At 63.7% G+C, this 25,917-nt stretch carries 24 protein-coding genes and 1 pseudogene; 9 read left to right on the top strand and 16 right to left on the bottom strand.

The window, feature by feature from the left end; genetic code table 11:
• The first annotated feature begins 82 nt into the window (after nt 1-82).
• Complete coding sequence (locus AC4CS3_RS10650) at nt 83-463, top strand: hypothetical protein (protein WP_490783435.1); 381 nt, start codon at nt 83-85, stop codon at nt 461-463.
• Nucleotides 464-560: 97 nt separating this feature from the next.
• Here the strand turns inward: AC4CS3_RS10650 and AC4CS3_RS10645 are convergent, their stop codons facing one another.
• The 6 genes from AC4CS3_RS10645 to AC4CS3_RS10620 all read right to left on the bottom strand — a co-directional run bounded on the left by AC4CS3_RS10645 (nt 561) and on the right by AC4CS3_RS10620 (nt 6,179).
• Nucleotides 561-950, bottom strand: coding sequence for a tautomerase family protein (locus AC4CS3_RS10645; protein WP_490783434.1), 390 nt, complete (start codon nt 948-950; stop codon nt 561-563).
• An 87-nt stretch (nt 951-1,037) separates the two neighbouring features.
• Nucleotides 1,038-2,054 (bottom strand): hypothetical protein, encoded by a 1,017-nt coding sequence (locus AC4CS3_RS10640; protein WP_490783433.1) that lies wholly within the window; start codon nt 2,052-2,054, stop codon nt 1,038-1,040.
• Between the two features lie 190 nt (nt 2,055-2,244).
• Complete coding sequence (locus AC4CS3_RS10635) at nt 2,245-2,739, bottom strand: hypothetical protein (RefSeq protein WP_490783432.1); 495 nt, start codon at nt 2,737-2,739, stop codon at nt 2,245-2,247.
• A 429-nt stretch (nt 2,740-3,168) separates the two neighbouring features.
• Nucleotides 3,169-3,840, bottom strand: coding sequence for an HAD family hydrolase (locus AC4CS3_RS10630; protein WP_490783431.1), 672 nt, complete (start codon nt 3,838-3,840; stop codon nt 3,169-3,171).
• Nucleotides 3,841-4,377: 537 nt separating this feature from the next.
• Nucleotides 4,378-4,563 (bottom strand): PASTA domain-containing protein, encoded by a 186-nt coding sequence (locus AC4CS3_RS10625; protein WP_490783544.1) that lies wholly within the window; start codon nt 4,561-4,563, stop codon nt 4,378-4,380.
• 359 nt (nt 4,564-4,922) lie between these two features.
• Nucleotides 4,923-6,179, bottom strand: a complete 1,257-nt coding sequence (locus AC4CS3_RS10620) for an IS110 family RNA-guided transposase (protein WP_490783430.1) — start codon at nt 6,177-6,179, stop codon at nt 4,923-4,925.
• Nucleotides 6,180-6,485: 306 nt separating this feature from the next.
• Here AC4CS3_RS10620 and AC4CS3_RS10615 point away from each other — a divergent pair, with 306 nt between their 5' ends.
• Both AC4CS3_RS10615 and AC4CS3_RS10610 read left to right on the top strand, forming a co-directional pair.
• Nucleotides 6,486-7,661, top strand: coding sequence for a DDE-type integrase/transposase/recombinase (locus tag AC4CS3_RS10615; RefSeq protein WP_490783429.1), 1,176 nt, complete (start codon nt 6,486-6,488; stop codon nt 7,659-7,661).
• 194 nt (nt 7,662-7,855) lie between these two features.
• Complete coding sequence (locus AC4CS3_RS10610; RefSeq protein ID WP_490783428.1) at nt 7,856-8,947, top strand: hypothetical protein; 1,092 nt, start codon at nt 7,856-7,858, stop codon at nt 8,945-8,947.
• Between the two features lie 41 nt (nt 8,948-8,988).
• Here the strand turns inward: AC4CS3_RS10610 and AC4CS3_RS10605 are convergent, their stop codons facing one another.
• The 3 genes from AC4CS3_RS10605 to AC4CS3_RS10595 all read right to left on the bottom strand — a co-directional run bounded on the left by AC4CS3_RS10605 (nt 8,989) and on the right by AC4CS3_RS10595 (nt 11,651).
• A complete protein-coding gene (locus AC4CS3_RS10605; RefSeq protein WP_490783427.1) occupies nt 8,989-9,927 on the bottom strand; it encodes a 5'-3' exonuclease in 939 nt (312 codons plus the stop codon).
• Nucleotides 9,928-10,009: 82 nt separating this feature from the next.
• Nucleotides 10,010-10,621: a hypothetical protein gene (locus AC4CS3_RS10600; RefSeq protein WP_490783426.1), complete on the bottom strand. Its 612-nt coding sequence runs from the start codon at nt 10,619-10,621 to the stop codon at nt 10,010-10,012.
• Between the two features lie 148 nt (nt 10,622-10,769).
• Complete coding sequence (locus AC4CS3_RS10595; protein WP_490783425.1) at nt 10,770-11,651, bottom strand: helix-turn-helix transcriptional regulator; 882 nt, start codon at nt 11,649-11,651, stop codon at nt 10,770-10,772.
• Nucleotides 11,652-11,752: 101 nt separating this feature from the next.
• Here AC4CS3_RS10595 and AC4CS3_RS10590 point away from each other — a divergent pair, with 101 nt between their 5' ends.
• From AC4CS3_RS10590 to AC4CS3_RS10580, 3 genes and pseudogenes are all read left to right on the top strand, one after another.
• Nucleotides 11,753-13,204, top strand: a complete 1,452-nt coding sequence (locus AC4CS3_RS10590) for an MFS transporter (protein ID WP_490783424.1) — start codon at nt 11,753-11,755, stop codon at nt 13,202-13,204.
• 80 nt (nt 13,205-13,284) lie between these two features.
• On the top strand, nt 13,285-14,166 hold the full coding sequence (locus AC4CS3_RS10585; RefSeq protein ID WP_490783423.1) for an aldo/keto reductase: 882 nt from the start codon (nt 13,285-13,287) through the stop codon (nt 14,164-14,166).
• Between the two features lie 35 nt (nt 14,167-14,201).
• Nucleotides 14,202-14,983 (top strand): annotated as a pseudogene (locus AC4CS3_RS10580) (aldo/keto reductase).
• Here AC4CS3_RS10580 and AC4CS3_RS10575 read toward each other — a convergent pair.
• The gene (locus tag AC4CS3_RS10575) at nt 14,941-15,981 is read right to left on the bottom strand and encodes an NAD(P)/FAD-dependent oxidoreductase (RefSeq protein WP_490783422.1); all 1,041 of its coding nucleotides are present in this window, start codon (nt 15,979-15,981) and stop codon (nt 14,941-14,943) included. The pseudogene AC4CS3_RS10580 and the gene AC4CS3_RS10575 overlap by 43 nt on opposite strands.
• A gap of 121 nt (nt 15,982-16,102) precedes the next feature.
• On the opposite strand from AC4CS3_RS10575, the gene AC4CS3_RS10570 reads away from it, so the two are divergent.
• The gene (locus AC4CS3_RS10570; RefSeq protein WP_490783421.1) at nt 16,103-16,687 is read left to right on the top strand and encodes a helix-turn-helix domain-containing protein; all 585 of its coding nucleotides are present in this window, start codon (nt 16,103-16,105) and stop codon (nt 16,685-16,687) included.
• A gap of 12 nt (nt 16,688-16,699) precedes the next feature.
• Here the strand turns inward: AC4CS3_RS10570 and AC4CS3_RS10565 are convergent, their stop codons facing one another.
• The 5 genes from AC4CS3_RS10565 to AC4CS3_RS10545 all read right to left on the bottom strand — a co-directional run bounded on the left by AC4CS3_RS10565 (nt 16,700) and on the right by AC4CS3_RS10545 (nt 23,199).
• Nucleotides 16,700-17,722, bottom strand: a complete 1,023-nt coding sequence (locus tag AC4CS3_RS10565) for a DUF4386 domain-containing protein (RefSeq protein ID WP_490783420.1) — start codon at nt 17,720-17,722, stop codon at nt 16,700-16,702.
• Between the two features lie 98 nt (nt 17,723-17,820).
• Nucleotides 17,821-20,574: a winged helix-turn-helix domain-containing protein gene (locus tag AC4CS3_RS10560; RefSeq protein WP_490783419.1), complete on the bottom strand. Its 2,754-nt coding sequence runs from the start codon at nt 20,572-20,574 to the stop codon at nt 17,821-17,823.
• 207 nt (nt 20,575-20,781) lie between these two features.
• Complete coding sequence (locus AC4CS3_RS10555) at nt 20,782-21,780, bottom strand: aldo/keto reductase family protein (RefSeq protein ID WP_490783418.1); 999 nt, start codon at nt 21,778-21,780, stop codon at nt 20,782-20,784.
• 11 nt (nt 21,781-21,791) lie between these two features.
• A complete protein-coding gene (locus tag AC4CS3_RS10550) occupies nt 21,792-22,844 on the bottom strand; it encodes a LacI family DNA-binding transcriptional regulator (RefSeq protein WP_490783417.1) in 1,053 nt (350 codons plus the stop codon).
• Between the two features lie 187 nt (nt 22,845-23,031).
• The gene (locus tag AC4CS3_RS10545; protein ID WP_490783416.1) at nt 23,032-23,199 is read right to left on the bottom strand and encodes an SDR family oxidoreductase; all 168 of its coding nucleotides are present in this window, start codon (nt 23,197-23,199) and stop codon (nt 23,032-23,034) included.
• A 54-nt stretch (nt 23,200-23,253) separates the two neighbouring features.
• Here AC4CS3_RS10545 and AC4CS3_RS10540 point away from each other — a divergent pair, with 54 nt between their 5' ends.
• Nucleotides 23,254-23,793: a TspO/MBR family protein gene (locus AC4CS3_RS10540; RefSeq protein WP_490783415.1), complete on the top strand. Its 540-nt coding sequence runs from the start codon at nt 23,254-23,256 to the stop codon at nt 23,791-23,793.
• Between the two features lie 157 nt (nt 23,794-23,950).
• Nucleotides 23,951-24,976, top strand: a complete 1,026-nt coding sequence (locus AC4CS3_RS10535) for an NADPH:quinone reductase (protein WP_490783414.1) — start codon at nt 23,951-23,953, stop codon at nt 24,974-24,976.
• A gap of 82 nt (nt 24,977-25,058) precedes the next feature.
• On the opposite strand, the gene AC4CS3_RS10530 is transcribed toward AC4CS3_RS10535, so the two are convergent.
• Entirely contained in the window at nt 25,059-25,832 is a 774-nt protein-coding gene (locus AC4CS3_RS10530; protein WP_490783413.1) for a sugar phosphate isomerase/epimerase family protein, read from the bottom strand.
• Nucleotides 25,833-25,917: the final 85 nt, after the last annotated feature.

The raw sequence follows: 25,917 nt of genomic DNA, 5'->3' as shown, positions 1-25,917 counted from the left end.
GAGTGGCGCGGTGCCCGGAAAGGGATCGGTTTACCGGCGATCTGAGCGGTGTCTTGTCTCGTCGGCGTGACAACATGTGTCCGTGTCCTTCGATGTGTACTTCCAGCGCTTCAAAGACGGCGATGAGGCCCCAGGTGGCGGGGAAATAATGCGCCAGAGCCTTCAGTCATTCATCGTGCGTGAGAACCCCGAGCGGAATTTTGCACTCGTAGAGTACGGTGAGGGTTCGATCGACGTCTACCTTCGTGATGACAACATGCTGGCCAATCACATCGTTGGTGACAGGCCCTGGGACCTGCTCGTTGAAGGAGCTCGGGCCGCTGGATGGGTAATCCTCCCAGTGGGATGCCCACCCTGCATCACAGAAGGTTCGCAGCGAGGTCACTTGCCAGAAGGTCTCGGTCAGGACGTGGTGATGGTGTCTTCAGGAGAAGACTTGCTTCAAGTGATCCGCTCCGTGTGACAAGGGTGGCCGATGAGTGGGGTGCGCAGCCGGCTCTCTAGATACGGTGTCCGCAAGGGGATGGCGATCCTCTGCTGGGCCACATTGCTGCTGCCGGTCAGACCTCAACCTTGTACCCAAGAGTGAGGTCAGCTGCGTTGGCTCCTCTGATGCCCCAATTCACTTTGGGCGTCTCAGTGATAGTGATCTCAAGACTGTGCGGCGCGATTCCCGCTTCTACATCAACGCGGTGGAATAGCTCTGTGATCAGCGTGCGTTTCGCATCGTCTGATCGACCCTCGAACATGGAGATTTCGATAATCGTATAGTCCGTGCCGCGATCTTCGGGATGGATGAAATCGTCATCGTCAAGAGCGATAAAGCGCTGGAAACATTTGTCCGCAGGATATTCGAGAGCGGCCATGATCGCTCCATGAATCGCGTTTTTCAGTGCTGTCCGCCGCCGGCCAAGGCTTTCTCGATGCCCATAAACGATGATTTGTGCCATGCGAGCACGATACCCGAAAGCGAGATCGCGACTGCCCGTAAGCCGATCCCTTTACGGACGTGCCATATCGGACTCTTCATGCAGCCTCTATCTGTCCGCAGTTATCGATTCCAGGACGGCTTGGAACGCTGGGCCGACTAGGACCGCCAGGCCACCGGCCTCACGCACATGGGTAAGTTGTTCATAGCTTGTGCCGTTCCACCAGAAGACGTGTGGACTCACCGATCCGGGCGCATCGGCGTATCCCATGGCGCTGAAGCGGGCCATTCCGTTAAGCGCTGAGACGACGGTGGCGTCTTCGATGATGTGCCAGACGACTTGGTGCCGGTTCGGGACGCTCATGAGCCACCCGAAATCCTCTTGAACGCGCTGACCCGTGAGTTCTGTAGCCAAATCGGGAAGAAGCAGGGCCCGGCTCGCGGTGTATACAGATTCACCCAGGAGGGCGTTGAAGGTGCCCCCTCCGGGTGCGGGGAGGGTTTCGAGTTGTTCGATTTCCAACCCGCGGAGGTTTTCGATTCCCTGCCTTTGGAGGGTTTCCCATCCGCCGAACTTGTTCGCATTGTCATGGTTGAAAACCGCAACGGTGTCTGGGAGGTCCAGTGCGAGCATTTCGACGATGCCGGGTGCGAGCTCCCTGTGTGGGTAGCCGTCTATCCCTGGGATGCTTGTCCCGTCATAAAGCCGTGCGAAGGTCCGCCTCGCTACCTCTTGAGAGGCAAGGACGTCGAAGGGATCGGGTGCTTCGAAGCTTGCGAGCACGCGTTGAAGATGTTCGCGGATCACGCCCCGCCAATTGGACTGCGGCTGCTCATAACAAGCGGCAGCCACGTTCCAGAAGCCGAACTCCCGTCCGGAGTCATCGACAGCATGACCAGGGTGGATTTGAACTTCGAGTCCCATCTCGGCGAAGACTTCGCGCGCGATGGCTCGGAAGTTATTGGCGCCTGAAACCGTGAAGAACGTCAGATCGGAGTCAGCTGTCTCCGCCTCCGGAGACTTCCTCTTGAAGATACCCACAAGCTCGCTTTCGTTGGGACGGTCGATGGATTCAAGTCGACAATGGCTGGTCTGGGAGTTATCGATACCTCCCTGGCTCCACATGCTGAGCAAGATTCTGTCGCAATCCGACTGGAAACCATGCTTCGACCCGCCCGCCAGAGACCCACTCCAATGCCTCCCAGCGTGCTGAACCCAGTCCTCCCGCAGGTCCATGTCCGCATTAGGTCGGAGGCCCGCCTAAGCATCAAAACCGACTTTCGCGAACATCACGCTGCCCGTAAGCCGATCCCTATTAGGACGTTCCGTCATGCGTAGTCGGCTCTGCAGGACGAGAGGCGCCCGTGGGAGTGCTTGCATGACCGATCAGCAGCAGCCACTTATCCCGGTGCCACCCCAGCGGGATACTGACTGTTACTGGCTTCCCTATGAGGTCGGAGGTTTTGATCTGCGCCGTGGCAACTCGGGGCGAAACGCTGTTGTCTGCGTAGGTCACCGAATATCCGGTGTCGCTCACCCCGGTCCACTGCGAGATCATGGGAGCCGCATCGTCCATGGTCGCCAGATCGGGACCGGCGAGGCTCGCAAGGCGTCCGGGATCGCCGTCGTGGAGGGCAGCCATCACGGCATCCACCGTTTGCAGCCGCTTGTTGGCGTCGGGGGTCGAGAACACGTCGGGGGCCGAAGGATCCAACTCGCAGCTCGTGATCACGCCCGCAATCGCGACGGCGAGGAAGGTGAGCGCTAACGCCGTCCAAGAATGGGTACCACGCTGCCTCCGATTGGCCACTGTGGGAGTTCCCCGGAGCCCGCCGAGGGCCCAGTCCAACGCTTCGGACTGGCTCAGAGAATATCGGCACCCCTGTAAATGCACAATGTCCTGGCGCTTGAGGCGCCGTCCCGACGCGGTAGCCCCAGAGGCGTGGGAGCGGATCGGGTAGTGAGACACCATTCATGGCCTGAGCTCCGCAAAATGTCCCGATGTGTACGCTATCCCCATGAGCAAGTTGACCTCAGAGGGCAGTTTGTCGCGACGGATCCTGCGGGCGCTGAGGAGCTTATTTGCAGACGGGGGGCCATTGGCGCCTGGATGGGGCTTCGGCCGACGGAAGAATTAATAGGCCGGCTGGCGGCGCAACGTGAGGCCTGGCCGTCGGGAGCGACCCTGGTTGGATTCCGTCGGCTGTCCCATAAGACATGCCCTACCAAAATGCCGGGGTCACAACGCCTTCGCCATGGGGAGAAGTTCGTGCAGGCTTCTAATCGTAAGGTCTGGGACTGGTTCCGGGGTCGGGGCGCCTTCCCTGTTGAGCCAGACTCCGGTCCAACCTGCGGCTTGGGCTCCGGCGACGTCATTGGTCAGTGAGTCGCCGACCATGATTCGAGGTTCCCCGGGCAACAGGTCTGAGGCGATGTCGAAGATCCGGCGATCTGGTTTTTCGACGCCGTGGTCCTGGGACAGGACGGCGGCCTGGAAGCAATCTTCCAGGCCGAGGCGTTTCGGGTACGAGTTGCCGTTGGACAGGAGGCCGACGTGGTGGTTTCGTCGCAGCTCTGCCAGGACCGGCAGGACGTCGTCGTAGGGCATCACATCCGCGAAGCGACGCTGCAGGTAAAACTCGTTGAGGTGGGCCGCGAGATCGTCGTCCCCCAATCGCAGGCGGGCGAGGCTCTGTCTGAAGGCCTCGACGCGCACCTGCTCGAGGTTGGTCACTTGGCCCCGCAACCGTTCCGCGACGACCTCCCGGTCGGTGACGAATGCCTCGACGCTCATGTCTCCGGTCCCGGGCCGAAGCCTGCGGAGCTCGCCGATCGTGGCTGCCAGGGCCCGCCTCATCATCGCCTGGAAATCCCACAGCGTCTGGTCACCGTCAAAGAAGAAGACTGCCACACGGCCATCAAAACAGACGCGTGCCTCCGGCGTGAACTATGTCGCGGAGAGTCCCCGGTGCACGCCGTTACGAACGCGGCAGGGCCGTGCAGACGAGTAATGAAATTTGTGCAGACGACTCCTGAAAATGACATCAAAGCCGTCTCTGCCAGCCACAAAAGACACAACAAAATCGACGCAAAGAAACAGCTTGCCATCCACGGGTTTTGTTAGGCTCGGCAGTGTGGGACACAAAATCGGGTACGCACGATAGTTGCGCATGAGACGTGTCCGGCCTAGATGGTGTCGCACAATTCCAAGATGTCTTAACGTTGAACATCGGCGGGCGCGCGACTTCGTGTCTCACGATTGGCGGAACCTCCGAGAGTACCGAGGTCCAATCACCGTGGAATTCCGCACCCATTAGGATGCCAGGTGTCCCGCGGTGGGGACCACGGACATGTCTCCCCTGGTTTCGGCGATGATGATGTCGATGAGTCTCGACACCATTACGTTTCCCGGGCAAGGATGGGGGAGGTTCCAAACGGTGGAGCGAGGCTAAGGTCGACTGGGGATTGACGGCGGCGTGTAGTTAGCGGGGAACCCTGACGATACGGTCAGAGTGACTACAGTGCCGGTTGTGATCGGCGTCCCAGGCGCGGGCGATTCTTGGTAGATAACGCCGGCCGGGACTGACGTACTTGGCTCGCGGTCGACGATGAAGAGGGTTGGATTCTCGTTCATGACGGTCGTAACGGTCTCGGAGGTGATTGGCAGCCCAGACAACGTCGGAACGGTGGTCGGAGTGCTGCTCTGAGCTTTAGCCGTCGAGCCGAAGTACAAAAACCCCGCTGCCCCGATTACCGCAGCCAAGGAAGCCACTCCTATCGGCAAGAGGAAACGCCGACGACGTGTGACGCCTGCGGCGTCAGCAGTTGTAGAAGACATCGACCCATCCCGTGAACATGAACGAAAAACTGCAGGGGTTCGTGAAGTTGACGTACGCATAGCCGCAGCTGAGCGTGTTATCGGCAGTGTATCCGCCGGAGGTTATCGACACCAGCACCCGCGTTGACTGACTCGAAAATGGATGGTGAGTGGTTTCAGGTTGCTGCGGCGGTCTGATGGATGGGGTCGAAGCGGACGGTGAGGCCGAGTGCGTTGGCTTGTTTGGTGATGCGGCGCATGACCTGGGCGGGCTCGCGTCGGGTGAAGTGGTCAGGTCCGAGTTCGTGGTAGTCGAGGTTGTTCATGAGCATGTGCCAGATCGCGGTGAGCAGAGAATGCTCGATCGCGACGATGGCTCGTTGTTTGCCTCGTCTGGCAGCGAGGCGGTAGCAGCGTTCGCGGAGGTAGGTGTTTTTGGTCCGGGCTGCGCCCATCGCCGCGTTGCCCAAGGCGGCTCCTAGTGCTTTGTTGCCGTTTCGCCGGCCTCGTGGCTTCTTGATCCCGCCGGATTCGTGGCTGCCAGGGCATACTCCTGCCCACGAGGCCAGGTGCGCGGCGGTCCGGAACCTGGTCATGTCACCGCCGGTCTCGGCGATGATCACGGCGGCGCCTTTGCGGTCGATCCCCGGGATGGTCACCAGATGCTCGACCGTGTGAGCGAACGGGGCGAGTTCGGTATCGATCCGTGCGGTCACCTCGTCGATGACGGCGCCCAGTTCATCGATCCGGCGCAGGATGATTGCGCAGAGGAACGCGTGGTGGTCGTTGAAACGGCCTGTCAGCGCCTCGACCAACGCATCGTGTTTGAGCCGCAGCTTCTGTTTGGCCAGATCAGCGAGGACCTGTGGATCCCGTTCACCCTCGATGAGGGCCTGCATCATCGCTCGACCGGACACCCCGAGGATGTCGGTGGCCACCGCGGAGAGCTTCACGCAGGCGTCTTCGAGGACCTTCTCCAGCCGTTGCGCTTCCCGGTTGCGTTCCCGGACCGTGGTGGTCCGATACCGGGTGAGATCACGAAGTCGGCGGATCGGCTCGGGTGGGACCAGCGAGGGTCGCAGTAGCCCGCATTCGGTGAGCTGACATAGCCACGCTGAATCACTGACGTCTGTCTTGCGGCCCGGAAGCCCCTTGGCGTCGCGGGCGTTGACCAGCATCAACTCGAACCCGGCGTCCTCCAGCAGGTAATACGCGGGTTTCCAATAGTCGCCGGTGGCTTCCATCGTGACCACGCTGACCCGTTCGCTGATCAGCCAATCCTTTAACTCCAGCAGAGCATTCGTCATGGACGCGAAGGTTCGAACTTCCTGCCGCCTTTTACCCGTCCGGTGCGAGTCCGGCGCCCGGACACATGCCTTGACGTCACGCTTGCTGATGTCCAAAGCGGCACACCGTTCTTGTAGCGCTTCCATCGCTCGTCCTTTCTCCGGTCTGTCTCGGCGGTGCCGCCCGGGGAGGCCTGCAGGACGAGAGAGTCTGACTCACGTGCTCGAAGCAACAATCAGTAGTTCCTGTCGGCGGCCTCCGGTCTCCAAACTCATTTGCGGGCTCCAACCGCACCAAGTCAACGCGGGGTCACCGGGCGACCACAGAATTTTCCTCCATCCGTGGCGCGGCCGGTAGGCGGCCGATCAACTCATTTGAAAAGCTCCGCGTAGCGGCGTGGTTCGCAAGTGTGGCGGCGGTTGGGGGCTATGCCCGTTTTCATGGAGCTAACGATGGCCCAGCGGCAAGCTGTGACGAAGAAGAAGGCCCTCGCCTATAAGGGTGCTGATCGTGCAGGGAAGTCCCGGATCCTGAACGAACTGGTCGAGCTGACCGGTTGGCACCGCGACTACGCCAGGGCGGAGTTGCGGGATGCCCTGGTGTTGAAGATCGTCAGACCACGCCCGGGCTGGACCGCGCTGTACGGGCCTGATCTGCTGCCGGCCCGCATCAAGTGCTGGGCTGTGTTGCGCGCCCCTGCCGGCAGGCTGCTCGCCCCGATGCTGGCTGTCCTGGTGCCGCTGCTGCGCCGGGACCGGGAGCTTGAGCTGACCGATGAACAGGCCGGATTGCTGATCCGGATGAGCGCAGCGACCATCGACCGGAAACTCGCCGGCGAACGGGCGAAACTTTTCCCGCGGGGACGGTCCCGTACCAAGCCGGGCACGCTGCTCAAATCCCAGACCCCGGTCCGTACCTGGGCCCAATGGGATGACGCCGTCCCGGGGTTTGTGGAGATCGACCTGGTGGGCCACGAGGGAGGCAGCAGTTTCGGCGAGTTCTGCTGCACCCTGACGGTGACGGACATCGCCACGCGCTGGACCGTGAACCGGTCGGTGCGGAACAAGGCTGCCAAATGGGTCTTCGAGGCCCTCGAACACGTCACTGCCGTGTTCCCGTTCCCCGTCATCGGCATCGATTCAGACAACGGTTCCGAGTTCATCAACGAGCATCTGCTGGCCTACTGCCACGCGCACCAAATCACGTTCACCAGATCCAGGCCCGGCAACAAGAACGACGGAGCCCACGTGGAGCAGAAGAACTGGGCCAGGGTCCGGGAACTGGTCGGCTACCTGCGCTACGACACCACCGCGGAGCTGGAGAAACTCAACGAGATCTGGGAGCTTGACCGTGTCTTATCCAACTACCTGCTGCCCCAGCAGAAGCTACTCTCCAAGCAGCGGCACGGAGCGAAAGTCACCAAGAAACACGACGCCCCCGCCACACCCCACCAACGCGCGATCCGGCATGAACGGATGCACAAACGCCCGGTCATCCAGATGAACGCCGCCTTCAAACGCATCAAGCCCGGCGCCCTCTGCCGCCAGATCCTGGCGCTCACCGGGCAGCTGGAAACACTGGCCTTAGCCAAGAAACCAGGACCCGTCAACCGCGCCTGGAACCACTAGGCATCGCGGAGGCTCTTCAACGAGGCAACGAAACCACTCATCCAGAGGTTTTCACGTCAGGCAACGTATTACTCTTCCCGGAGGTATTGCAATGAGGCAACAGGTAGGCTCCGCAAGGGCGCAGCGGCCCAGGGACCGCCATCCAAAGGGGATTGCCTCTCGCCGCGGAAGGCGGCGAGACCTACTGTGGAGTTATGGACGCGACAGCAGCTCACGCCTTTGCGACTCCGCCGGTATCACTCCACCGCCCCACCACTGCCGTTGAAGACATCATCACCCTCGCGGCCGGCGTCTGGCTCCTCACCGGAACCTATGTTGACGGCTGGGCGCACAACAACCTCCGCGACCTCGAGACGTTCTTCACTCCGTGGCACGCGATCCTCTACTCGGGCTTCGCGGCCTGCGCCGTCTGGATCGCTGTCCTGACCTGGCGCCGGCACGCCCACGGCGCGCGGTGGACCGAAGCGATCCCCGCCGGCTATGGGGCCGCAGCTGCCGGGGTCGTCCTCTTCCTCGTCTCCGGAGCGGCCGACTTCGCCTGGCATTCGGTATTCGGCATCGAGCAGGGCCTCAAGGCGCTATTCAGCCCGTCCCATCTGGGGCTCGCGACCGGCGGATTCCTCATCCTCAGCGCGCCGTTCTCCGCAGCATGGCACTCACCCGTGCGGTCATGGCCGCGGCTGATGCCCGCCGTCGTGAGCGCCATGCTCTCCGGCATGGTTGCGGCGTTCATCCTGCAGGAGTTCGCGGTCTTCGCGCGCCATGGACTCATCCAGACATACGCCGGCGCTGCCGGGGCGCAGCCCGCGGTGACGGTTCCGACGTCGTCAAGCATCATGGTCTCTTTGGCATCGTTCTTCGTCTCAACGGCCGTGCTCTTCGTGCCCGTCCTCTTGCTGTCGCTGCGCTGGCGCCTTCACGCCGCGGTGCCCGCGGCCATGGCGCTGCTCCCCTCCGTGGCCCTTCAGATCATGGTCGCGCTGCGGGACGCCTGGCTCGTGCCGGTGGCCCTTCTCGGTGCCGTCCTCGTCGGAGTGGTGTGGACGGTGGTGCGACCCAAGCCGGACAGCCACGCACGGCTCATGACTGCGATCAGCCTCGCCCCCGTCGTGTTCTGGGCCCCGTACTTCGCCGGTGTGGCGCTGCACGACGGGGCGCTCAGCTTCTCCCCTGAAATTTGGGGCGGGACGCTCGCATGGACCGGACTCGAAATGCTCGCCCTCGCCGCGCTCACGCTCAAGGTGCGAGCCACTGCAGGCACCAGCCCGGTTTCACCAGCCCGCTGACTTGTCAGCAGCGCCGATCATGTCGCGCGGATTGCATCCCCTCACTGACGGAGTTCGAGAGCGTCGAGCAACCGCTTCACCGAGCCGCCAAGGTTCCAGTCGGTAGCGAGACGCTCGAGTTCTATGCGTGAATCTCCGACGACGGGACGCAACCTCGCTCCCGCCTCGTCGAGAGTGGGCAGTGCGAGGTCGCGCACGACGTTCACAACAACGGGCGCAACCGCCAGATAATCCGCGGAGGCAGCGAGTTTCGACTTCACGGCCGCCGACAGCCCGCTGCCTGGATCGATCGCAGCCGCGAGCAACGCGTCGAGCGTGCCGTACTCCGCGAGCAACGAAGCCGCCGTCTTTTCGCCGATCCCGGCGACCCCCGGCAGCCCGTCGGAGGGGTCGCCGCGCAACGTCGCGAAGTCGGCGTACTGCTCGGGCAACACACGATACTTTCCGACGACGACGGCATCGGTCACGATCTCGAGGTTCTTCATGCCCCTCGCCGTGTAAATGACCCGCACCTGGCGGGCGTCGTCGACCACCTGGAACAGATCGCGATCACCCGTCACGACGTCGACAGGAAGCTCCGCGTGGCTGGCATAGCTACCGATGACGTCGTCGGCCTCATGCGCGGCAGCCCCGACGACGGCGATCCCCGCAAGGCGGAGCACCCGCCGGATCATGGGAACCTGCACCTGCAGCGCATCCGGCACCACTTCGACGTCGGGAGCACCAGGTATCGCCTCCGCGACCCGATGCGACTTGTACGTCGGAATGAGGTCCACCCGCCACTGCGGACGCCAGTCCTCGTCCCAGCACGCCACCAGATGCGTCGAACCATAGTCGGAGGTGAGCCGCGCAATCATATCCAGCAGGCCGCGAACAGCGTTCACCGGGGTGCCATCGGCCCGGAGGATCGAATCGGGCACTCCGAAGAAGGCGCGAAAGTACAGCGAGGCCGTATCGAGGAGCATCAGGCGGTGAGGCATAACCGATCCTTACATCCACAAGCGGCAAAGGGCAGGTGCTTCCCGGTCTCCCCGAGAAGCACCTGCCCTCTGTGAAGACGTGTTACTTCTTGGCGCGGCGGCGAATCACCGCTGTGGAGGCTGCGCTGGCGGCCAAAGCACCTGCGCCCACCAGCGACCACAGGACCAGGTTGGACTCGGCACCGGTGTTGGCCTGGCCGCTTCCGGTGCCCGCGGCGGTAACGCTGGAAACAGCAGCAAGACCGGAATTGCCTTTGCCGTTGCCGCCGCCATGGTTGCCGCCCCCGTTATTGTTGCCTCCGCCGTTGCCGGAATTCACAACCACGGCTGCCCAGCGCCTGTTGCCGGACGTGGCGCCGACGGCGCCGATCATGTAGTTGCCACCGTCCATGAAGGTAATGGAGGTGGAGAAAGCGCCGGTGCCGTCAGCAATAACGCTGAAGTTGGACGGAGCGGGCCTCCCACCGTCCGAAGCCTTCTTGCCGCCGGTCCGCTCGAACGTGATGTTGACTGTTTCGCCGGCGATGTAGCCGCTGCCGGAGAAAGTGATGGATTCGCCGCGAGCTATGGTTCCGTCGGAAACGGTTCCGTACTCATTGCCCGGCGCCGGGTAGGTGGTGGATGCTACGGCCGGCGCGGTGCCAGCCAGTGCCAATGTTCCTGCAAGTGCAAGCGCTGCAATAGACTTCTTCATTTGTCCCCCCTGAGACGAATTACGAAATTCACGTGAATAGTGGGGAATATAAATCCCCATGCGATTGCGTGCTGAAATCCCAAATGTCTAGCCAGCGACGACGGTATCATTCACAGCAGCTTAGGTCGATAACGTGGGGGGCAGCCCTTCATTTCTTTCCCTGAACCGCTATTTGTGACGTGTCGCGCTGGGTGGCGGCCCAGCTGGCGAGGACCTTCAGGGCGTCCTCGGAGGGTGTCCCGGGGTCTGCCGTATAGACGTTGATGCGCAGTCCCGGGTCGGCGGGGAGCTCCAGCGCTTCAAAGCTCAGGTCCAAGTCGCCGACGATCGGGTGGTGGAGGTGTTTGCGGCCGGCGCGGTGGTACTTCACGTCGTGACGGGCCCACCGGGTGCGGAACTCCTCGCTGCGAGTGGAGAGTTCACCGATCAGGTCCGTGAGGTCCTTGTCGTACGGGTTTTTTCCGGCGGTGGAGCGCAGGACAGCAACGATGTCGTCCGCTGCGCGTTCCCAGTCGGCGAAGAACTCCCGCGCTTTGGGGTTCAGGAAGGTGAATCGCGCGCTGTTCGGCGGGGTGGCCACCTCTGCCATCATGTCCAGATAGAGTGCACGGCCCAGTTCGTTGGCGGCGAGGACATCCCCGCGGTCGTTGCGGACCCAGGCCGGTGCGGCAGTGATCGCATCGATGACGCGTTGCACGCTCGGCCGCACGGTCTGCGGGCTGTGCCTGCGCCGCACCCGGGGCGAAGCGGAGGCTGCGCGGGCCAAGTCGAAAAGGTGGGCCGTTTCGGCGTCGTCGAGCTTCAATGCACGGCCGAGAGCTTCGAGGACACTATCCGAGGCGCCGGAGAGGTTTCCGCGCTCGAGGCGTATGTAGTAGTCAATGCTCATCCCGGCAAGCATCGCGACTTCCTCGCGGCGCAGCCCGGAAACGCGTCGGTTGCCGCCGTAGACCGGCAGCCCGGCCTCATCGGGGGTGATCCTTGCGCGGCGGGAGGTCAGGAACTTCCGCACGTCGTCGCTATGTGTCATGGGACCACGCTACGCGCGGTCGACGGGACGAGGGAGGCACTGGCGTTACCCGGAACGGCCGTGACTCCCGGCCCGCACGGAATCACGGTTGCATGGAAAGCATGAAACCTGCACCGGCAACAGCCTCCCACCCGGGAGCGATCCTGGCGATCATCCTCCTCAGCTACTTCATGATCCTCCTGGACAACTCGGTCATCTTCACTGCCTTGCCGAGCCTGCAGGCGGATCTGCGGCTGAGTACCGGTGAGCTCTCCTGGGTTCAGGATGCTTACACGCTGGTCTTCGGTGGCCTGCTGCTCCTCGGATCCCGGGCAGGAGACCTCCTCGGCCGCCGGCGGGTTTTCGTGTTCGGGCTTGTGGTGTTCTCGATCGCCTCGCTGCTGATCGGCGTCGCACCGGAGGGCTGGTGGGCGATCGCCGGCCGTGCCGTGCAGGGTATCGGGGCTGCGGTCATCGCGCCCGCCTCGCTCTCCCTGCTCACCGCGAGCTTCCCGGAGGGCCGGGAGCGCACCCGGGCCGTGGCTCTGTACGGCGCCACCGCAGGGATCGGCGCCAGCCTGGGGCTGGTCATCGGCGGTGCCCTGGCCCACTGGATCTCCTGGCGGGCAGGGTTCTTCGTCAACGTGCCGATCGGCGCCGCGATGATCGCACTCGCTCCCCGGTTCATCCCGGAATCAGGCCGGGCCCGAGGCCGCTTCGACACATTCGGCGCGCTCAGCGCCACCCTCGGTGTCGGAGCTCTCGTGTTCGGCATCATCAACACCGCCGACGCCGGCTGGAACTTACCGGTCACCCTCACAGCCGCCAGCGCCGGCGTCGTGCTCCTCCTCGTGTTCGTGCTGATCGAACGCACGGCGGCCCAGCCGATCATGCCGCTGCGCCTGTTCCGGAGCCGCCGCCGCACCGGTGCCTACGTCGCCCGCTTCCTCTACCTGGGGGCCATGATCGCGTTCTTCTTCTTTACCACCCAGTTCATGCAGGAAGTGCTCGGCTTCGACCCCCTGCAGGCCGGTCTCGGGTTCCTGCCCATGACGGCCGTGAACTTCGCCGTCGCGATGAGCATTCCCGGGCTCGTTGGAAAGATGCCGGGCTCGCTCCCGCTCCTCGCCGGGATACTGCTCACCCTCGCCGGGATGTTCTGGCTCAGCCGCGCCGGCATCGACTCCAGCTATCTGCCCGGGGTGGCCCTGCCGATGATCCTCATCGGAGCCGGCCAGGGCCTCGCGTTCGCGCCCCTGACCTCCTTCGGCATCACCGGAGCCCCCGCGTCCGACGCCGGCGCGGCATCGGGGCTGGTGAACACCTTTCACCAGGTCGGCACCTGCCTCGGGCTCGGCATCGCGGTCGCCGCGGCAGCCACGGTCCCGGCGGCGGGTTCCGCCGTCGTGCACCTGGCCGCGCAGGTCAGTACCGCACTCACCACGGGCAGCATCCTCCTGCTCCTGGCACTGGCTGTCACCGCGGTCCTCATCCTGCCCGCCGACCTGGCAGCCCGCCGCACCAGAACGTTTCCTGCGGCGCGGCCCGTGGCCCTGGCCGAGACCACGCGCTGATCCACCAACCCCGCACTTCAAGGGGTACTGACGTGCACTCCCACATCCCCGCACATCTGCATACCGTGAAAGGCATGGACATGGAACTAACACTCAACAATGGCGTCACAATGCCCGCCATCGGGCTCGGCGTCTTCCAAAGCGCCCCCGAACAGACGACGGCGGCCGTTGAGGCCGCGCTTGCCGCCGGCTACCGGCACATCGACACCGCCGCCGCGTACGGCAACGAGCGGGAAGTCGGCGACGGCATCCGCCGCTCGGGACTGGATCGGGCGGAGGTGTTCATCGAGACCAAGGTCTGGGTCAGCGACTACGGCTACGACCAGACGCAGCATGCCTGGGACAAAGCGACAGGCAAGCTCGGCGTCGACTACCTTGACCTGCTCATTCTGCACCAGCCCGCCCCCGACCGCTTCGAAAAAACGATTGGCGCATACAAAGCGCTGGAGACATTGCTCGCCGACGGGCGGGTGCGGGCGATCGGCGTCAGCAACTTCATGCCGCACCACCTGGAGCAACTGCTCGACTCGACCGACATCGTCCCGGCCGTGAACCAGATCGAACTGCACCCCTACTTCACCCAGCCCGACGTCCGGGCCGCCGACGCCGAACACGGGATCCTCACCCAGGCCTGGTCGCCCATCGGCGGGATCACCTTCTACCCCGGCTGGGGCCAGGAGCGGCGGAACGTCATGGAAGACCCGGCAATCGCCGCCATCGCACGGGCCTACGGCAAGAGTCCGGCCCAGGTCATGCTCCGCTGGCACCTGCAGCAGGGCCGCTCGGCTATCCCGAAATCGACGAACCCGGCGCGCATCGCCGAAAACTTCGACGTCTTCGACTTCGAACTCAGTGCCGCCGAGCTCGCCGCCATCGACGCTCTCGACACCGGCAACCGCAACGGTCCGGACCCGGACGAAGCCCGGCCGGAGCGCTTCGCCATGGTCATCCCCGAAGCCTAAGACTCCAAGACCTACGACAGAGAGAAGGACCCACCATGGAATACCGTCCCCTCGGCCGCACCGGCGTGCAGGTCAGCCCCTTGTGTCTCGGTGCGATGATGTTCGGCCCCTGGGGCAACAACGACACCGCCGACTCCACCCGCATCATCCACCGCGCCCTCGATGCGGGCATCAACTTCATCGACACCGCCGACGTCTATTCCGGCGGCGCATCCGAGGAAATCGTCGGGCAGGCACTGGACGGGCGGCGTGATGAGGTGTTCCTTGCCACGAAGTTCTTCATGCCCATGAGCGAGGACCCCAACCAGCGCGGGGGCTCCCGCCGCTGGATCATGCGGGCGGTCGAGGACTCCCTCCGACGCCTGAACACCGACTACATCGACCTCTACCAGGTCCACCGGCCCAGCCCGGACACCGACGTCGAGGAGACCCTCGGCGCCCTCAGCCACCTTGTCCGTCAAGGCAAAGTCCGATACATCCGTCAGCACGTCCGAATGCCCGCTTCGATATGAGCAGCCCGGCCAACCAGCGAAAGCTCGACATCGTCGAAGAACTCGCCCAGCTCGCCGAACAGGCCGGACTGACGCTCATCGAGCTGGCCATCGCGTTCGTCATCAACCACCCCGGCGTCACGGCCGCGATCGTCGGACCGCGCACCATGGAACAGCTGGAGTCCTACCTGCCCGCCGCGGACATCACACTGAGCCCCGACGTGCTGGACCGCATCGACCGGCTCGTCGCACCAGGCGTGACCGTCAACCCGGAGGACAACAGTTACGGAGCCCACGAACTGACGCCGCTGGCACGACGACGGTGACCGACATGACCCAGCACGTTCGTAGAAACGGCTGATTCCGAGGCGGCCGAGAAGGGGCCGAGCTGTCCTTCAACGGCCCACCGGGTTTCCTCCTCAATGAGATCGGCGTTGATCCGCGCGCCGGTGATGACGCCTTCGGCCGCCGCGGTGATCACTTGGGCCATCAAATTGGAGACATTGCCCGCTGCATACACACCCTGGACGGCCGTCGCACCCGTAGCGTCGGTCTCGACAAACCGGCCCACCCCCATGGGGTGCACCTGAGTAGTTAGCCCGAGTGATTCCAGAACCGCGGACCTGGCCTCCATCCGTGCACTGACAGCCAAGGCCTGTATGTCGAACGAGGATCCCTGGCGGAGTGTGAGGCCCGTGAGGACACCGTCGACAGCGTCAACAGAGACCACGGCGCCGTCGACGACTGTCACGGACCGGGCGCCGAGCTTGTCCCACTCTTCATTGGCGGGTTCCACGGTGTCATTGAGGAAAAGGGTGATACTAGGGGACCACTGTCTGAACAACAGTGCCTGATGGACGGACATCGGACCGGTGCCCAGCACCCCAATCCGTTTCCCGCGGATTTCCCAGCCATGGCAGTAGGGGCAGTGCACAACACCCTTTCCCCATTGCTCCTGGAGCCCGTCGATGGGAGGCAGTTCGTCAGTCAAACCAGTGGTGACGAGGAGGCGCCTGCCGGAGAACCAGCGGGTATCTCCGAGCATCACCTCGAATCCATCGGTGGTCCGCCGTGCCGAAACGGCTTCGCCGTCAATGACCGTTCCTCCGTAGGAGAGCACTTCGCTGCGTCCGATGGACAAGAGGTCCCGGGGGCTCATACCGTCCCTCGAAAGATAGCCGTGCACACCCGCTGCGGGTGCGTTGCGTGGTGCTCCGGAATCGATGACCAGCACCGAGCGCAGCGCGCGGCTCAGCGTCGTGGCCGCGCTGAGCCCCGCAGCGCCGCCCCCGATAATCACAACGTCATACCGTGTGGTGTCCATAATTATTTGCCCTTCGTCGTGTCCTGAAAGTCCGCCGCCAGTGTCTTTGGGCGGTTACACCACCTTCCATCGCAAGGAGAGCAACTGGCAAAATCTTTTGCTGCTGTGGCAAACTGCGGGTATGGCAAATGAGCTTGATGATGTTCTCGGGGCTGTCGGCCCCCGGCTTCGGGCACTCCGTACGGAGCGGGATCTCACCCTCGGAGACGTGTCCTCTGCATCCGGAGTGTCGGTAAGCACCCTGTCCCGCCTGGAATCCGGCCAACGCAGGCCAAACCTCGAAATTCTGCTGCCCCTTGCGAGGTTGTACGGCGTTCCCCTTGATGATCTGGTCGGCGCCCCACCCACCGGGGATCCGAGAATTCACCTGCGGCCCATCACGCACGGCGGCATGACGGCTGTTCCTCTCACGCGCCGGCCGGGCGGTTTGCAGGCCTTCAAGATGGTGCTCACCGGTGATGCCCGTGGAGCCGAGCCCGATCCTCGAGTTCACGAAGGCTACGAATGGCTTTACATCCTCAACGGACGGCTGCGCTTGGTGCTGGGCGACAAGGACTTTGAACTCCGCCCTGGCGAAGCCGCGGAATTCGACACCCACACACCGCACTGGTTCGCCAGCGCCGACGGAAAGCCCGTCGAATTCATCAGCCTGTTTGGACAGCAGGGCGAGCGGATGCATGTACGCGCCCGCCCCAAGCCCTCATAACCCTCATTGCCCTCAGGCGGTGCGTACTTGCCCGGTGGTGATGGGCGACGGCCGGAAACCCTTGACCGCCATCCACACGCCCAGCGACAACTCCCAAACGAAGATCGGCAAGGTTGCGAGCCCCGACCACACCGAGATCCCCTGGTTGAGACCGAACATCGTTGAGATCGTCGACGAAAGCAGCAGCGGGCCGCCGATCAGTCCAAGAAGAGGAATCACACGCGGCACGAGCCCCGAACGGTACATCAGGTACCCCAGCAGCAGCCCGCTCACCCCCGGAACCAAGCTCGGCCCGAGAATGAACGTCCAATCACGGACCGCCACGAGCGCCTCGCCCACGGGAACCAAGGCCGGGTCCGCTCCGCCCTTCTGGCGCAAAGTGACCACAGCCAGGAGACTGACGACGCCGATCACGATGACCGCGGCTTCAAACATCCGGGCAGTGACGAAGCCGAGCGCGATGCCCTCGTTCTGCCGTTTGACGACAGGAAACAGTGCTACGGCGGTGCCCACGGCGGAAACCGCGTTGACGAGATCGAGGAGGCAGCCGAAGATGACGGTCGAGTCGGCGCCTGGGCCCGTGATGTAGTGCGGATCGTTCAGGACGGGGGAAATCAGGAACAGCGCCGGGATCGAGCTGACGAAGGTGACCAGGTACAGGATGCCTGCGACCATCGCGGTCTTCCGCAGCGGGTCCATCCGGACACGCTCAGTTGTTGGGGTATGGGTTGTGGTTTTCATGGTGTGGTCCTTCTTGGGGATGAAGATGCGAGTGTTCGACGCCGGGTGGCTGGGTTGCGTGGTTCCGGTTTGGGTGATTGCCAAGAGCGGCAGTGCCAAGTCCCGAAGCTTTTGCAGCAGACCGTGGAGCGCGGCTTGGTCGACGTTCCGGGTGCGGATGACGGTGGTTCCGTCGTGTTCGTTGGTGAGGCTCAGTCCTTCGAACCAAGCGGCCCAGCGGGAATCAAGATGGCCTTTGACGCGGACTTCGTACTCGACCTGTGTGTCGTCCCGGCCTACCGATCTCGCGTTCATCGCTCCTCCTTCTGCCTTCTGCCTTGCTGGATTTCAGCCGCCTTCGCGGATGAATTCCTTGATGCTTTGAAGGTAGAAGGAGATGTGGTGAGCGGGGATCACCACATCTGGTGATTGATGTGGTGATCTTTTCGCGACAAGAGATCCAGCTCTTCGGCCCGGCGGACGGCCGAGCGGCGGTTGTTCGCGCCGAGCTTGGCGTAGATGTTCTTTGTGTGTGTCCGGAAGGTGTTGAGGGAGACGAGCAACTCGCGCGCGATCTCCGGGCCGTCCAGCTCCGAGGAAAGAAGCAGAAGCACTTGCAGCTCGCGTTCACTCAGGGGCTCGATTAAGCGTTGCTGTGCCGGAGTGCTGTGGTCTCGAGTACTGCGGGCCTGAGTACCTTGGGCCCCGGTCTCGTGCGTTTCGATCCCGAACGACTCCAAGAGGCGGTCGACGTGGTCCGAGGCGTTCCCCTGCTTCGCGAGGGCTTCCAGCAAGTTGGCCATAGCCTCGCCCTCATCGAAGAACACTGAAACGTAGCCCTCTGGTTCGGCGAGCGCTACCGCGCGTTGCAGCGCTGCCAGCGCCCCGCCGTCGTCCGCTTCCTTTTCGTGTGCAAGGGCCAAAAGAACCAGAAGTTCGACGACGGTCCCCGTCCTGCCATCTTCTTCCGCGGCCCGAAGCAGGCGGTCGAGCAGGGCGACCGCACGTCCGGCGGATTCCTCCGACGGCTCCATACTGTCCTGGGCGAGGAGTGCCCTGGCCAGGGTGATGTGCTCGAACTCGTGCAGGTAGGAGAGCTCATCTTGGGCGGAAATGCCGCGCTCACGCGCCCAGCGGAGAGCGTCGGACGTCCTTCCGTGCGAAATCCACGTCCGCGCACGCACGGCCGCGACCGGGCGTACCTCGGGAAAGAAGTCGCCGACGTAGAGGCGCTCTGCCTCGTCGAGTTGCTCAAGTGCGCCGCTCACGTCCCCTTCCGCTTGGAGGACCCGGGCCATCGCGACCCGCGAGCGGTACGGGTTTTGGGGCAACGCGGCATTCTCGCCGAGCTTCTGGCTGGTCAGCAGGTGCTGCCTTGCAACGTCAAGTTCGCCGCGATCAAGAAGGAGCATGCTCATTCCTACGTGCATGTCGGCCGTTCCCCGGAGCGTTTGCGCGGGGTGCCTGCCCGCGACCTCGAGGCCCCGCTCGTAGATGGCCATTGCGTCGCGGAGCCGGCCCTGGGTAATCCGGATGTCGGCCAGGGCGATGGAGCAACCGAGCATGTCCGAGTGGTGTCCGGCCCTGTCAAGGTTGGAATAGGAATCGGACCACAGCCCGTACGCTACGCCGAGTTCGCCCCTCGTCCAGTGGCCGAGCGCCAACAACCCGGATGCCGCTCCGCGCTCAAGATGATCGTCCTTCCCGACAAGGCCGAGCGCGGTAGTCGCCTGCGTCATTGCCCCGGCGGTGTCCCCGACTGCGAGCGCCTGCGCTGCACGGTAGATCGCGATCGAGCTGGTGAGGTTTCCGTCGTCGCCGCCTTCCGCCGTCGTACCTGCCGACTGCTCTGCCTCCATGAGGCGGGCGTCGACGCCGGTGAGCTCTCCGCTTGCGAGGAGCGCCCCGGCGTAGGCAACGCCCAGCCCGGGCCGCGCATGTATCAGTTCACCGGGGAGCGCTTGGAGCCAGCGGCTCAGTGTGGCTTCCTGGCGGTCCTTGCGCATTGCAGGAATCGCGAGCTCGATCAGGTCCGCGGCCCGCTCGAAGTCCTTGGCGGCCAACGAGTGGCGGACAGCTTCCGGGATGTCGCCGTCTTGTTCGTGCCAGAGGCTCGCGCGCTCGTGCAGTTCGCGAACGCGGCTCGGCTGCTCGTCCATGAGTCGCGCCCGTAGCACGTCGGCGAAGAGGTGGTGATAGCGGTACCACCAGCGGCGGTCGTCGAGCGGAACCACGAACAGGTTCCCCCGATCGAGCGACTCGAGCATTGCTCTTCCGGTGTTTTGGCCGGTCACGGCGTCGCAGAGCGGACCGTTGAGCCGGTTCAGGATGGAGGTCTGCAGCAGAAAGTTCCGGACGTCGTCGGGCTGGCGCTGGAGTACCTCTTCCGCGAGGTAATCGACGATGTAGCGGTCATCACCTGCGAATCCCGCGATGAAGCTGGCGACGTCCGCCCTTCCCTGCATCGAGAGCGCCGCCAATTGCAGCGCCGCGATCCAGCCCTCGGCCCGGCCTTCGAGGGCAGCGATATCCTGCTCGGTGAGCCTCAGTCCCATCACGCCGTTGAAGTAGGCGGCAGCTTCCTCCAGGGTGAAGCGGAGATCGGCCGCACGGATCTCGAGGAGTCTGCCACGTGCCCTGAGTCGCGGGAGCGGCAAAGCCGGATCGGCACGGCTCGCGATAACCAATTGAAGCTGCGCGGGCAAGTTCTCGACGAGAAAGACCAACCCTTCCTGCACGTCCTGACTCTCGATGACGTGGTAATCGTCGAGCACCAACGTAAACCTGTCCTGACCACCCTGTAACTCGTTGATCAGGGTGGTCAGGAAGTCTTCAGTGCTCGATTGCGGGGATCGGAGCGTGGCGAGTGCTTCTGCGCCGAGACCGTTCGATGCCGTGTCCAGCGCAGCCACAAGGTAGGTCCAGAACAGCGTGGGATCGCTGTCCCGCTGGTCGAGCGAGAGCCACGCGAGCGATCGTCCATTGGCGGATGGTTCTGCCAACCATTCGGTAAGCACCGTTGTTTTCCCGAAGCCAGCGGGCGCTGAGACGAGGATCAGCGTTTGCTCGTCGGCCCGGTTCAGACGGTCGCTGAGCCTGGGACGCGTCACGAGCGCGCGTCGTAGTCCGGGGACGTGCAGTTTGGTCTCGAGCAATGGACCTGCCATCACGGACCTCCCTCGAGAGCCGGTCATTTTGCCTCGGCCCGGTGATCCCAGTGTAGTGCCGGAGAGGTTGGGCCGGGCGGGTCCTCCCCGCAACCAGGGCGCCACGCACTGCTCTCATGCACATAGTCACCACAACCTTGGAGGCCCCTCGACGGTTCGAGTCCAAGGCGTTCCGCCTGGAACAGGTCCTGCCCATGCAGGCCGCCGTTAGACGCGTTCCGGGAAGGATTCGACTTTGGCCGGGTCCCGCTCCACGATGTCGCCAAGCGCGCCGTCGATCCGGTCGAGAGTCTCCCGGTCCAGGACAAGGTCGGCGGCTTTGACAGTGTCGTCGAGTTGCCCGGGTCGGCTCGCGCCCACGATTGCGGCGGAAACGTTGGGGTTGGCCAGGACCCAGGCGACGGCCAGCGTGGCAAGCGGCACGCCGAGGTCTTCGGCGATCGGTTTGAGTTTCTCCACTCGTTCCAGTACCTGAGGCTGCATGAACTTGTGCTCTGTCTTCAGCGCGCCGTCCTCGGAGGTGAAGCGCGATGCGGACGGAACTGAACGGCCGCCGTCGTACTTTCCCGTGAGGACGCCTTGCGCCAGGGGGGACCAGCACACCTGTGTGATCCCGAGTTCTTCGCAGGCTGGAACCACTTCGGCCTCGATGACCCGCCACAGCATGTTGTACTGAGGTTGGCTGGACACCAGCTGGATGCCCAGCTCGGACGCCAGCGCGGCGCCGGCCCGGATTTCCTCCACGGTCCACTCGGAGACGCCGATGTAGTGGGCCTTTCCGGCACGGACAATGTCGGCGAAGGCACCCATGGTTTCGGCCAGCGGGGTCTCGTAGTCGTAACGGTGCGCCTGGTAGACGTCTACGTAGTCGGTCTGGAGCCGGCGCAGTGACCCGTTGATGGACTCCATGACGTGCTTGCGGGACAGGCCCCGGTCGTTCTTTCCCGTGCCGGTGGGGAAGAATGCCTTGGTCATGATCTCGATGCCTTCGCGGCGCACACCCTTCAGGGCGACCCCGAGCATGGTTTCGGCCTTAGTGTTGGCATAGGCGTCGGCCGTGTCGAAAGTGGTGATGCCCAGGTCCAGGGCCTTGAGTACGCACGCCGTCGCGACGTCCTGGTCCACGGTTTCGCCATGGGTTGCCCAATTGCCCAGCGCGATCGCGCTGACGTACATGCCACTGTTGCCGAGTTTGCGGTATTGCATGGGTGTTCCTTTCAGAAGGTTGCCGGATGCTCCGGCGGAGTGACGGAAGTCTTGCGTAGGGCCCGCGGGGATGCAGTGCTCTCACGGATCACAAGCCGCGCAGGCCGGCTGAGGGCCCCGGGGTGTCCGCCGTTCATGGTGTCCAGGAGGAGCCGGGCAGCGTCCTTGCCTTGTCCGGCCACGTCGTGGTCCATGGTTGTCAGGCCCACGACTTCGCAGAGTTCGTGATTGTCGAAGCCAAGCACCGAGAAATCCCGGGGGACGTCCAGCCCCGCCCGACGCAGGACCATAAGTGCACCGAAGGCCATCTCGTCGGAGGCGACGAAAGCCGCGGTCGGGGCGCCGGCCGCAACCAGCAGCCGGGACATGGCCGCTGCTCCCCCGGCGACACTGTTCTCATCGAATTGTTCAAGGATGTCGTCATGGGCCAGCCCCGCCTCTACCAATGCCTCGCGGTAGCCGACGAGCCGCTCCCGGGGCGGCACCCCGCCCAAGGTGCTGCCTTCCTCGTCGCGGATGCCGATGAACGCTACCCGCTCGTGGCCGAGGTTCAGCAGATGCCTCACGGCGTCCCGCCCGGCCCCGAGGTTGTCCACGGACACGGATCCGATACCGGGCCCTTCAGCGCCGAGCAAGGCCACCGCTTGTCCTTGGGAGGCGAGCGATTCCAGTTCTTTCCTGCCGGGCTGCAGGGCCATGATGATGACCCCGTCCGAGCGGCCGTGCAGGCGCGGGGATCCGAAGAATCTCTCACGCTGCCCAGAAGTGGCGAGCTCGTAGAGGAGAACGTCGTACCCGGCGTCCCGGAGCTCCTGAGTGGCCGCGCCAATGGTCTTGCCGAAGAACCACTTGGCTAGCACAGGCACAACGATGGCCACGGTCATGGTCCGACCCGTCGCAAGGCGTGACGCGGCCGGGGACACCGTATAGCCCAACTCGGCCGCCGCTTCCTGCACGCGCTTGCGCGTTTTCGATGAAACGCCCGGCACGGACCGCAACGCCCTCGACACGGTCGAAATCGACACTCCGGCGCGTTCCGCTACTGACTCAACACTAATAACCACGGGTTCAACCCTAGACGCCCAATCAGAAAGTTCGCAAGCGCTTGCAAAATATTCAACTCCCCAGCTTGAGGTCGGCGCCCTTCTGCTCGCCGTTGAAGGAGATCCTCCATGACCGCAGCGCCCGACCTCACCGCCTCTGCTGAGCCCGTGACGGGTCGTCTTGCCGGATAATGCCGCCCTTACGGGTTCATCGCGCAAGGAATCCGCCGTCCACGACGAGTTCAGTCCCCGTGACAAAGCTTGCGTCATCGCTGACGAGATAGGTTACAGCCGCGGCGAGCTCGGCCCGCGGCAGGCCATCCCTCGCGTTGTAGAAGATGGCAGGTTCCCACGCTTCTCTGGACGAACCCGTCAAACCGGCAGCCTGTCAGACTGTAAGTCCAACCCACGATCAAACAAGGTGGACCAAGTGCCGGGCGAATCCCAACAGACGAGCGGGCCGCTTACGACGCCCCGGACGGGTCTTGCGCGCCAGGTCACGGCGCTCTTGGGACTCCTCGCTCTCTCGTACACGGTGTCTTTGCTGGGGTCCATGGCCATCCTTGGCAATGCTTCCGGCTGGTACGCAACGGCCAACAAAGCGCCCTGGACGCCGCCGGGCTGGGTTTTCGCTTCGGTCTGGACGGTGCTGTACACGGCGATGGCCGTCGCCTCGTGGCTGGTCTGGCGCCAACGGTCGGCCAAAACCCGCGGAGCCATGACAGCGTACGGTATCCAAATGCTGCTCAACCTAGCGTGGGCACCCACTTTTTTCGGCATGTACCCCGCATGGGGCGACGCCGCACTCTGGCTTGCACTTCTCCTCATCGCCGCGCTGGCTTCGGCCGTGACAGCCACCGTCATCCTATTCGGCCTCATAAACACAACAGCAGGACTGCTCATGCTGCCCTACATTTCCTGGATCGTGTTCTCCGCTAGCCTGAACCTCTATGCCGCAGCCAACAACTAACCAAGCCTGATCGCTGAATATCGCCGCACAGCCGAAGTGCATCTCGTTGATGTACTTGTCATCGTGGAGAACGTGACGGCCATAATGGCGGAAGGAAAGCCCCTGGTTCTCGCGACGCACTCTCTTCCCCTATAAGGTCCAAAGAATAGGAGCAACAGTGAAAGCCATCGTGTACGCAAGGACAGGTCCGTCGTCGGTGCTGGTTCTGCGAGACAGACCACTAACATCGCCGGGACCGGGCCAGGTCAGAGTCCGGGTGATGGTGTCTGGAGTCAATCCCACCGACTGGAAGTCCCGGGCCGGCAGCGGGACCGGAAGCAAGCTGGAGGCACCAAAGGTGCCCAACCAAGATGGCGCCGGCGTCATCGACGAGCTCGGACCGGGCGTGACGGGACCGTCCATCGGAGATCGCGTTTGGCTTTGGGACGTTGCCTGGGGCAGCACCGAGGGCACAGCCCAGGAGTATGTGGTCGTGCCGGCCGCGCAGGCCGTTGCACTTCCGGACACGGAATCCTTCGACACGGGCGCATCCCTGGGGATTCCGGCGTTGACCGCACATCGTGCGCTGACCTCGAACCAAAACGGGCCGGCCAGGCTCTCCCCCGGATCTTTGGAAGGCCAGGTGGTGCTTGTCACCGGTGGCGCGGGGGCGGTCGGGCATGCTGCCATTCAGCTCGCCCGCTGGGCGGGAGCAACTGTCATCACGACCGTGAGCGGGGAAAGGAAGGGCGAACTTGCCCGCCAGGCCGGCGCACACTACGTGATCAACTACCGCACTGACAATGTTCCGTTGGCAGTATCACGGGTGGCCCCCAATGGCGTTGACACTATCGTCGATGTCAACGCTCCGGCGAACATCGGCACTGACCTCGAGGTGCTGAAGCCCGGAGGGACCATCTCCATTTATGCTGCTGCACCCGGTGAATCCTTGGCCATCCCCATTCGCGAGAGTATGGCCAAGAACGTTCAATACCAGTTCGTCCTCACGTACACCGTTACCGATCAGCAAAAGACGGCGGCCGTTGCCGCCGTCGCCGATGCACTAAAAGCAGGGGCACTGCGTGTCGGCAATGACCACGGGCTGCCCCTGACCCGCTTTCGGCTCGAGGAAACCGCGGCAGCACACGACGCCGCGGAGCAAGGCTCCGTCGGAAAAATCCTGATCGACGTGTCCGCATCCTGAACACCTTTCTGCGCGTGACGGTCCCCGCGGTTTCCACCAAGTACACCGTTGTGTCACCACGGAGCACCAATTTCAGTTTGTCCTAGATCCCGGGGGTCGTGGCCCCCGCAGCGATCCGGAGCAGGACCCCAGCATCGCGCACGACGTTTCCGGGGAGGTCTGCCTGGACGAACTCGAGCATCATGTCCATGTCCCGGCCGCTGCCCCTCAAGACGCCAACCACGGCTTCCCACAGATGCTTACGGTCCTCCAAAGGAAGCCGCTCCGCGCCGGGCCACCACGAGAAGCAATGGACGCCCACCACATGCTCGATCACTTGGTGCAGCGATTCGAGTGCCCCCTCGTCGCCCAGCGCGACAGCCGGCTGCCAGTACGTGCCCACATTGGGCCGGTCCACCCGGCGGAGGAGTTCGAGGGTGGTCTCGGGCGTGTCCGTCAGTGTGCCCCCGTGGTACTCGAGGGCCACTTCTGTTCCCCGAGCGGCGGCGAGCCTTGCGGTCCGCTGCATATCCCCGACCACGGCGTCCCACTGTGCCTCGCTTGCCTCAGCAGAACCCACATCACCGGCCCACACCCGGATCCGGGGCGCGCCGAGTTCCGCGGCGAGGGCGAGGACACCATCGAAATCGCCGAATGATCCGGCGCGGTAATAGGACCCGAGGGAAAGGACCTTGAGCCCGGCGGCCTCCGTGGCAATCCGGGCATGCTCCGCGGAGGCGGCATCCTGGACATGGACGTCGGAACCCCACTCGATTCCAGCCAGCCCGGCAGCTGCGGCCGTGCGCACGACCTCGACAATGCCGAGGGCTCGGAGGGTCACAGAACAGATGCCCGGGTTGAGTCTTGCTTCCGTCATGAGAGGAGTCATATGCTCCACCCTACCGGGAATGCGCTTACCAGCAGTGACTCAGCGGACCCCTCGGCCAGGTTCATCCAGAACG

Source organism: Arthrobacter sp. SE2, from assembly GCF_058244265.1.
The sequence above is the reverse complement of the archived record's forward strand: the minus strand, read 5'-3'. Positions and strand labels throughout refer to the sequence as shown.

What these genes read in the sequence shown, in the direction of transcription:
- AC4CS3_RS10645 (WP_490783434.1), bottom strand. Translation starts at nt 950, where the DNA reads ATGGCACAAATCATCGTTTATGGGCATCGAGAAAGCCTTGGCCGGCGG.
- AC4CS3_RS10640 (WP_490783433.1), bottom strand. Translation starts at nt 2,054, where the DNA reads ATGTGGAGCCAGGGAGGTATCGATAACTCCCAGACCAGCCATTGTCGA.
- AC4CS3_RS10625 (WP_490783544.1), bottom strand. Translation starts at nt 4,563, where the DNA reads ATGAACGAGAATCCAACCCTCTTCATCGTCGACCGCGAGCCAAGTACG.
- AC4CS3_RS10620 (WP_490783430.1), bottom strand. Translation starts at nt 6,179, where the DNA reads ATGGAAGCGCTACAAGAACGGTGTGCCGCTTTGGACATCAGCAAGCGT.
- AC4CS3_RS10615 (WP_490783429.1), top strand. Translation starts at nt 6,486, where the DNA reads ATGGCCCAGCGGCAAGCTGTGACGAAGAAGAAGGCCCTCGCCTATAAG.
- AC4CS3_RS10610 (WP_490783428.1), top strand. Translation starts at nt 7,856, where the DNA reads ATGGACGCGACAGCAGCTCACGCCTTTGCGACTCCGCCGGTATCACTC.
- AC4CS3_RS10605 (WP_490783427.1), bottom strand. Translation starts at nt 9,927, where the DNA reads ATGCCTCACCGCCTGATGCTCCTCGATACGGCCTCGCTGTACTTTCGC.
- AC4CS3_RS10600 (WP_490783426.1), bottom strand. Translation starts at nt 10,621, where the DNA reads ATGAAGAAGTCTATTGCAGCGCTTGCACTTGCAGGAACATTGGCACTG.
- AC4CS3_RS10595 (WP_490783425.1), bottom strand. Translation starts at nt 11,651, where the DNA reads ATGACACATAGCGACGACGTGCGGAAGTTCCTGACCTCCCGCCGCGCA.
- AC4CS3_RS10590 (WP_490783424.1), top strand. Translation starts at nt 11,753, where the DNA reads ATGAAACCTGCACCGGCAACAGCCTCCCACCCGGGAGCGATCCTGGCG.
- AC4CS3_RS10585 (WP_490783423.1), top strand. Translation starts at nt 13,285, where the DNA reads ATGGAACTAACACTCAACAATGGCGTCACAATGCCCGCCATCGGGCTC.
- AC4CS3_RS10575 (WP_490783422.1), bottom strand. Translation starts at nt 15,981, where the DNA reads ATGGACACCACACGGTATGACGTTGTGATTATCGGGGGCGGCGCTGCG.
- AC4CS3_RS10570 (WP_490783421.1), top strand. Translation starts at nt 16,103, where the DNA reads ATGGCAAATGAGCTTGATGATGTTCTCGGGGCTGTCGGCCCCCGGCTT.
- AC4CS3_RS10565 (WP_490783420.1), bottom strand. Translation starts at nt 17,722, where the DNA reads ATGAACGCGAGATCGGTAGGCCGGGACGACACACAGGTCGAGTACGAA.
- AC4CS3_RS10560 (WP_490783419.1), bottom strand. Translation starts at nt 20,574, where the DNA reads ATGGCAGGTCCATTGCTCGAGACCAAACTGCACGTCCCCGGACTACGA.
- AC4CS3_RS10555 (WP_490783418.1), bottom strand. Translation starts at nt 21,780, where the DNA reads ATGCAATACCGCAAACTCGGCAACAGTGGCATGTACGTCAGCGCGATC.
- AC4CS3_RS10530 (WP_490783413.1), bottom strand. Translation starts at nt 25,832, where the DNA reads ATGACGGAAGCAAGACTCAACCCGGGCATCTGTTCTGTGACCCTCCGA.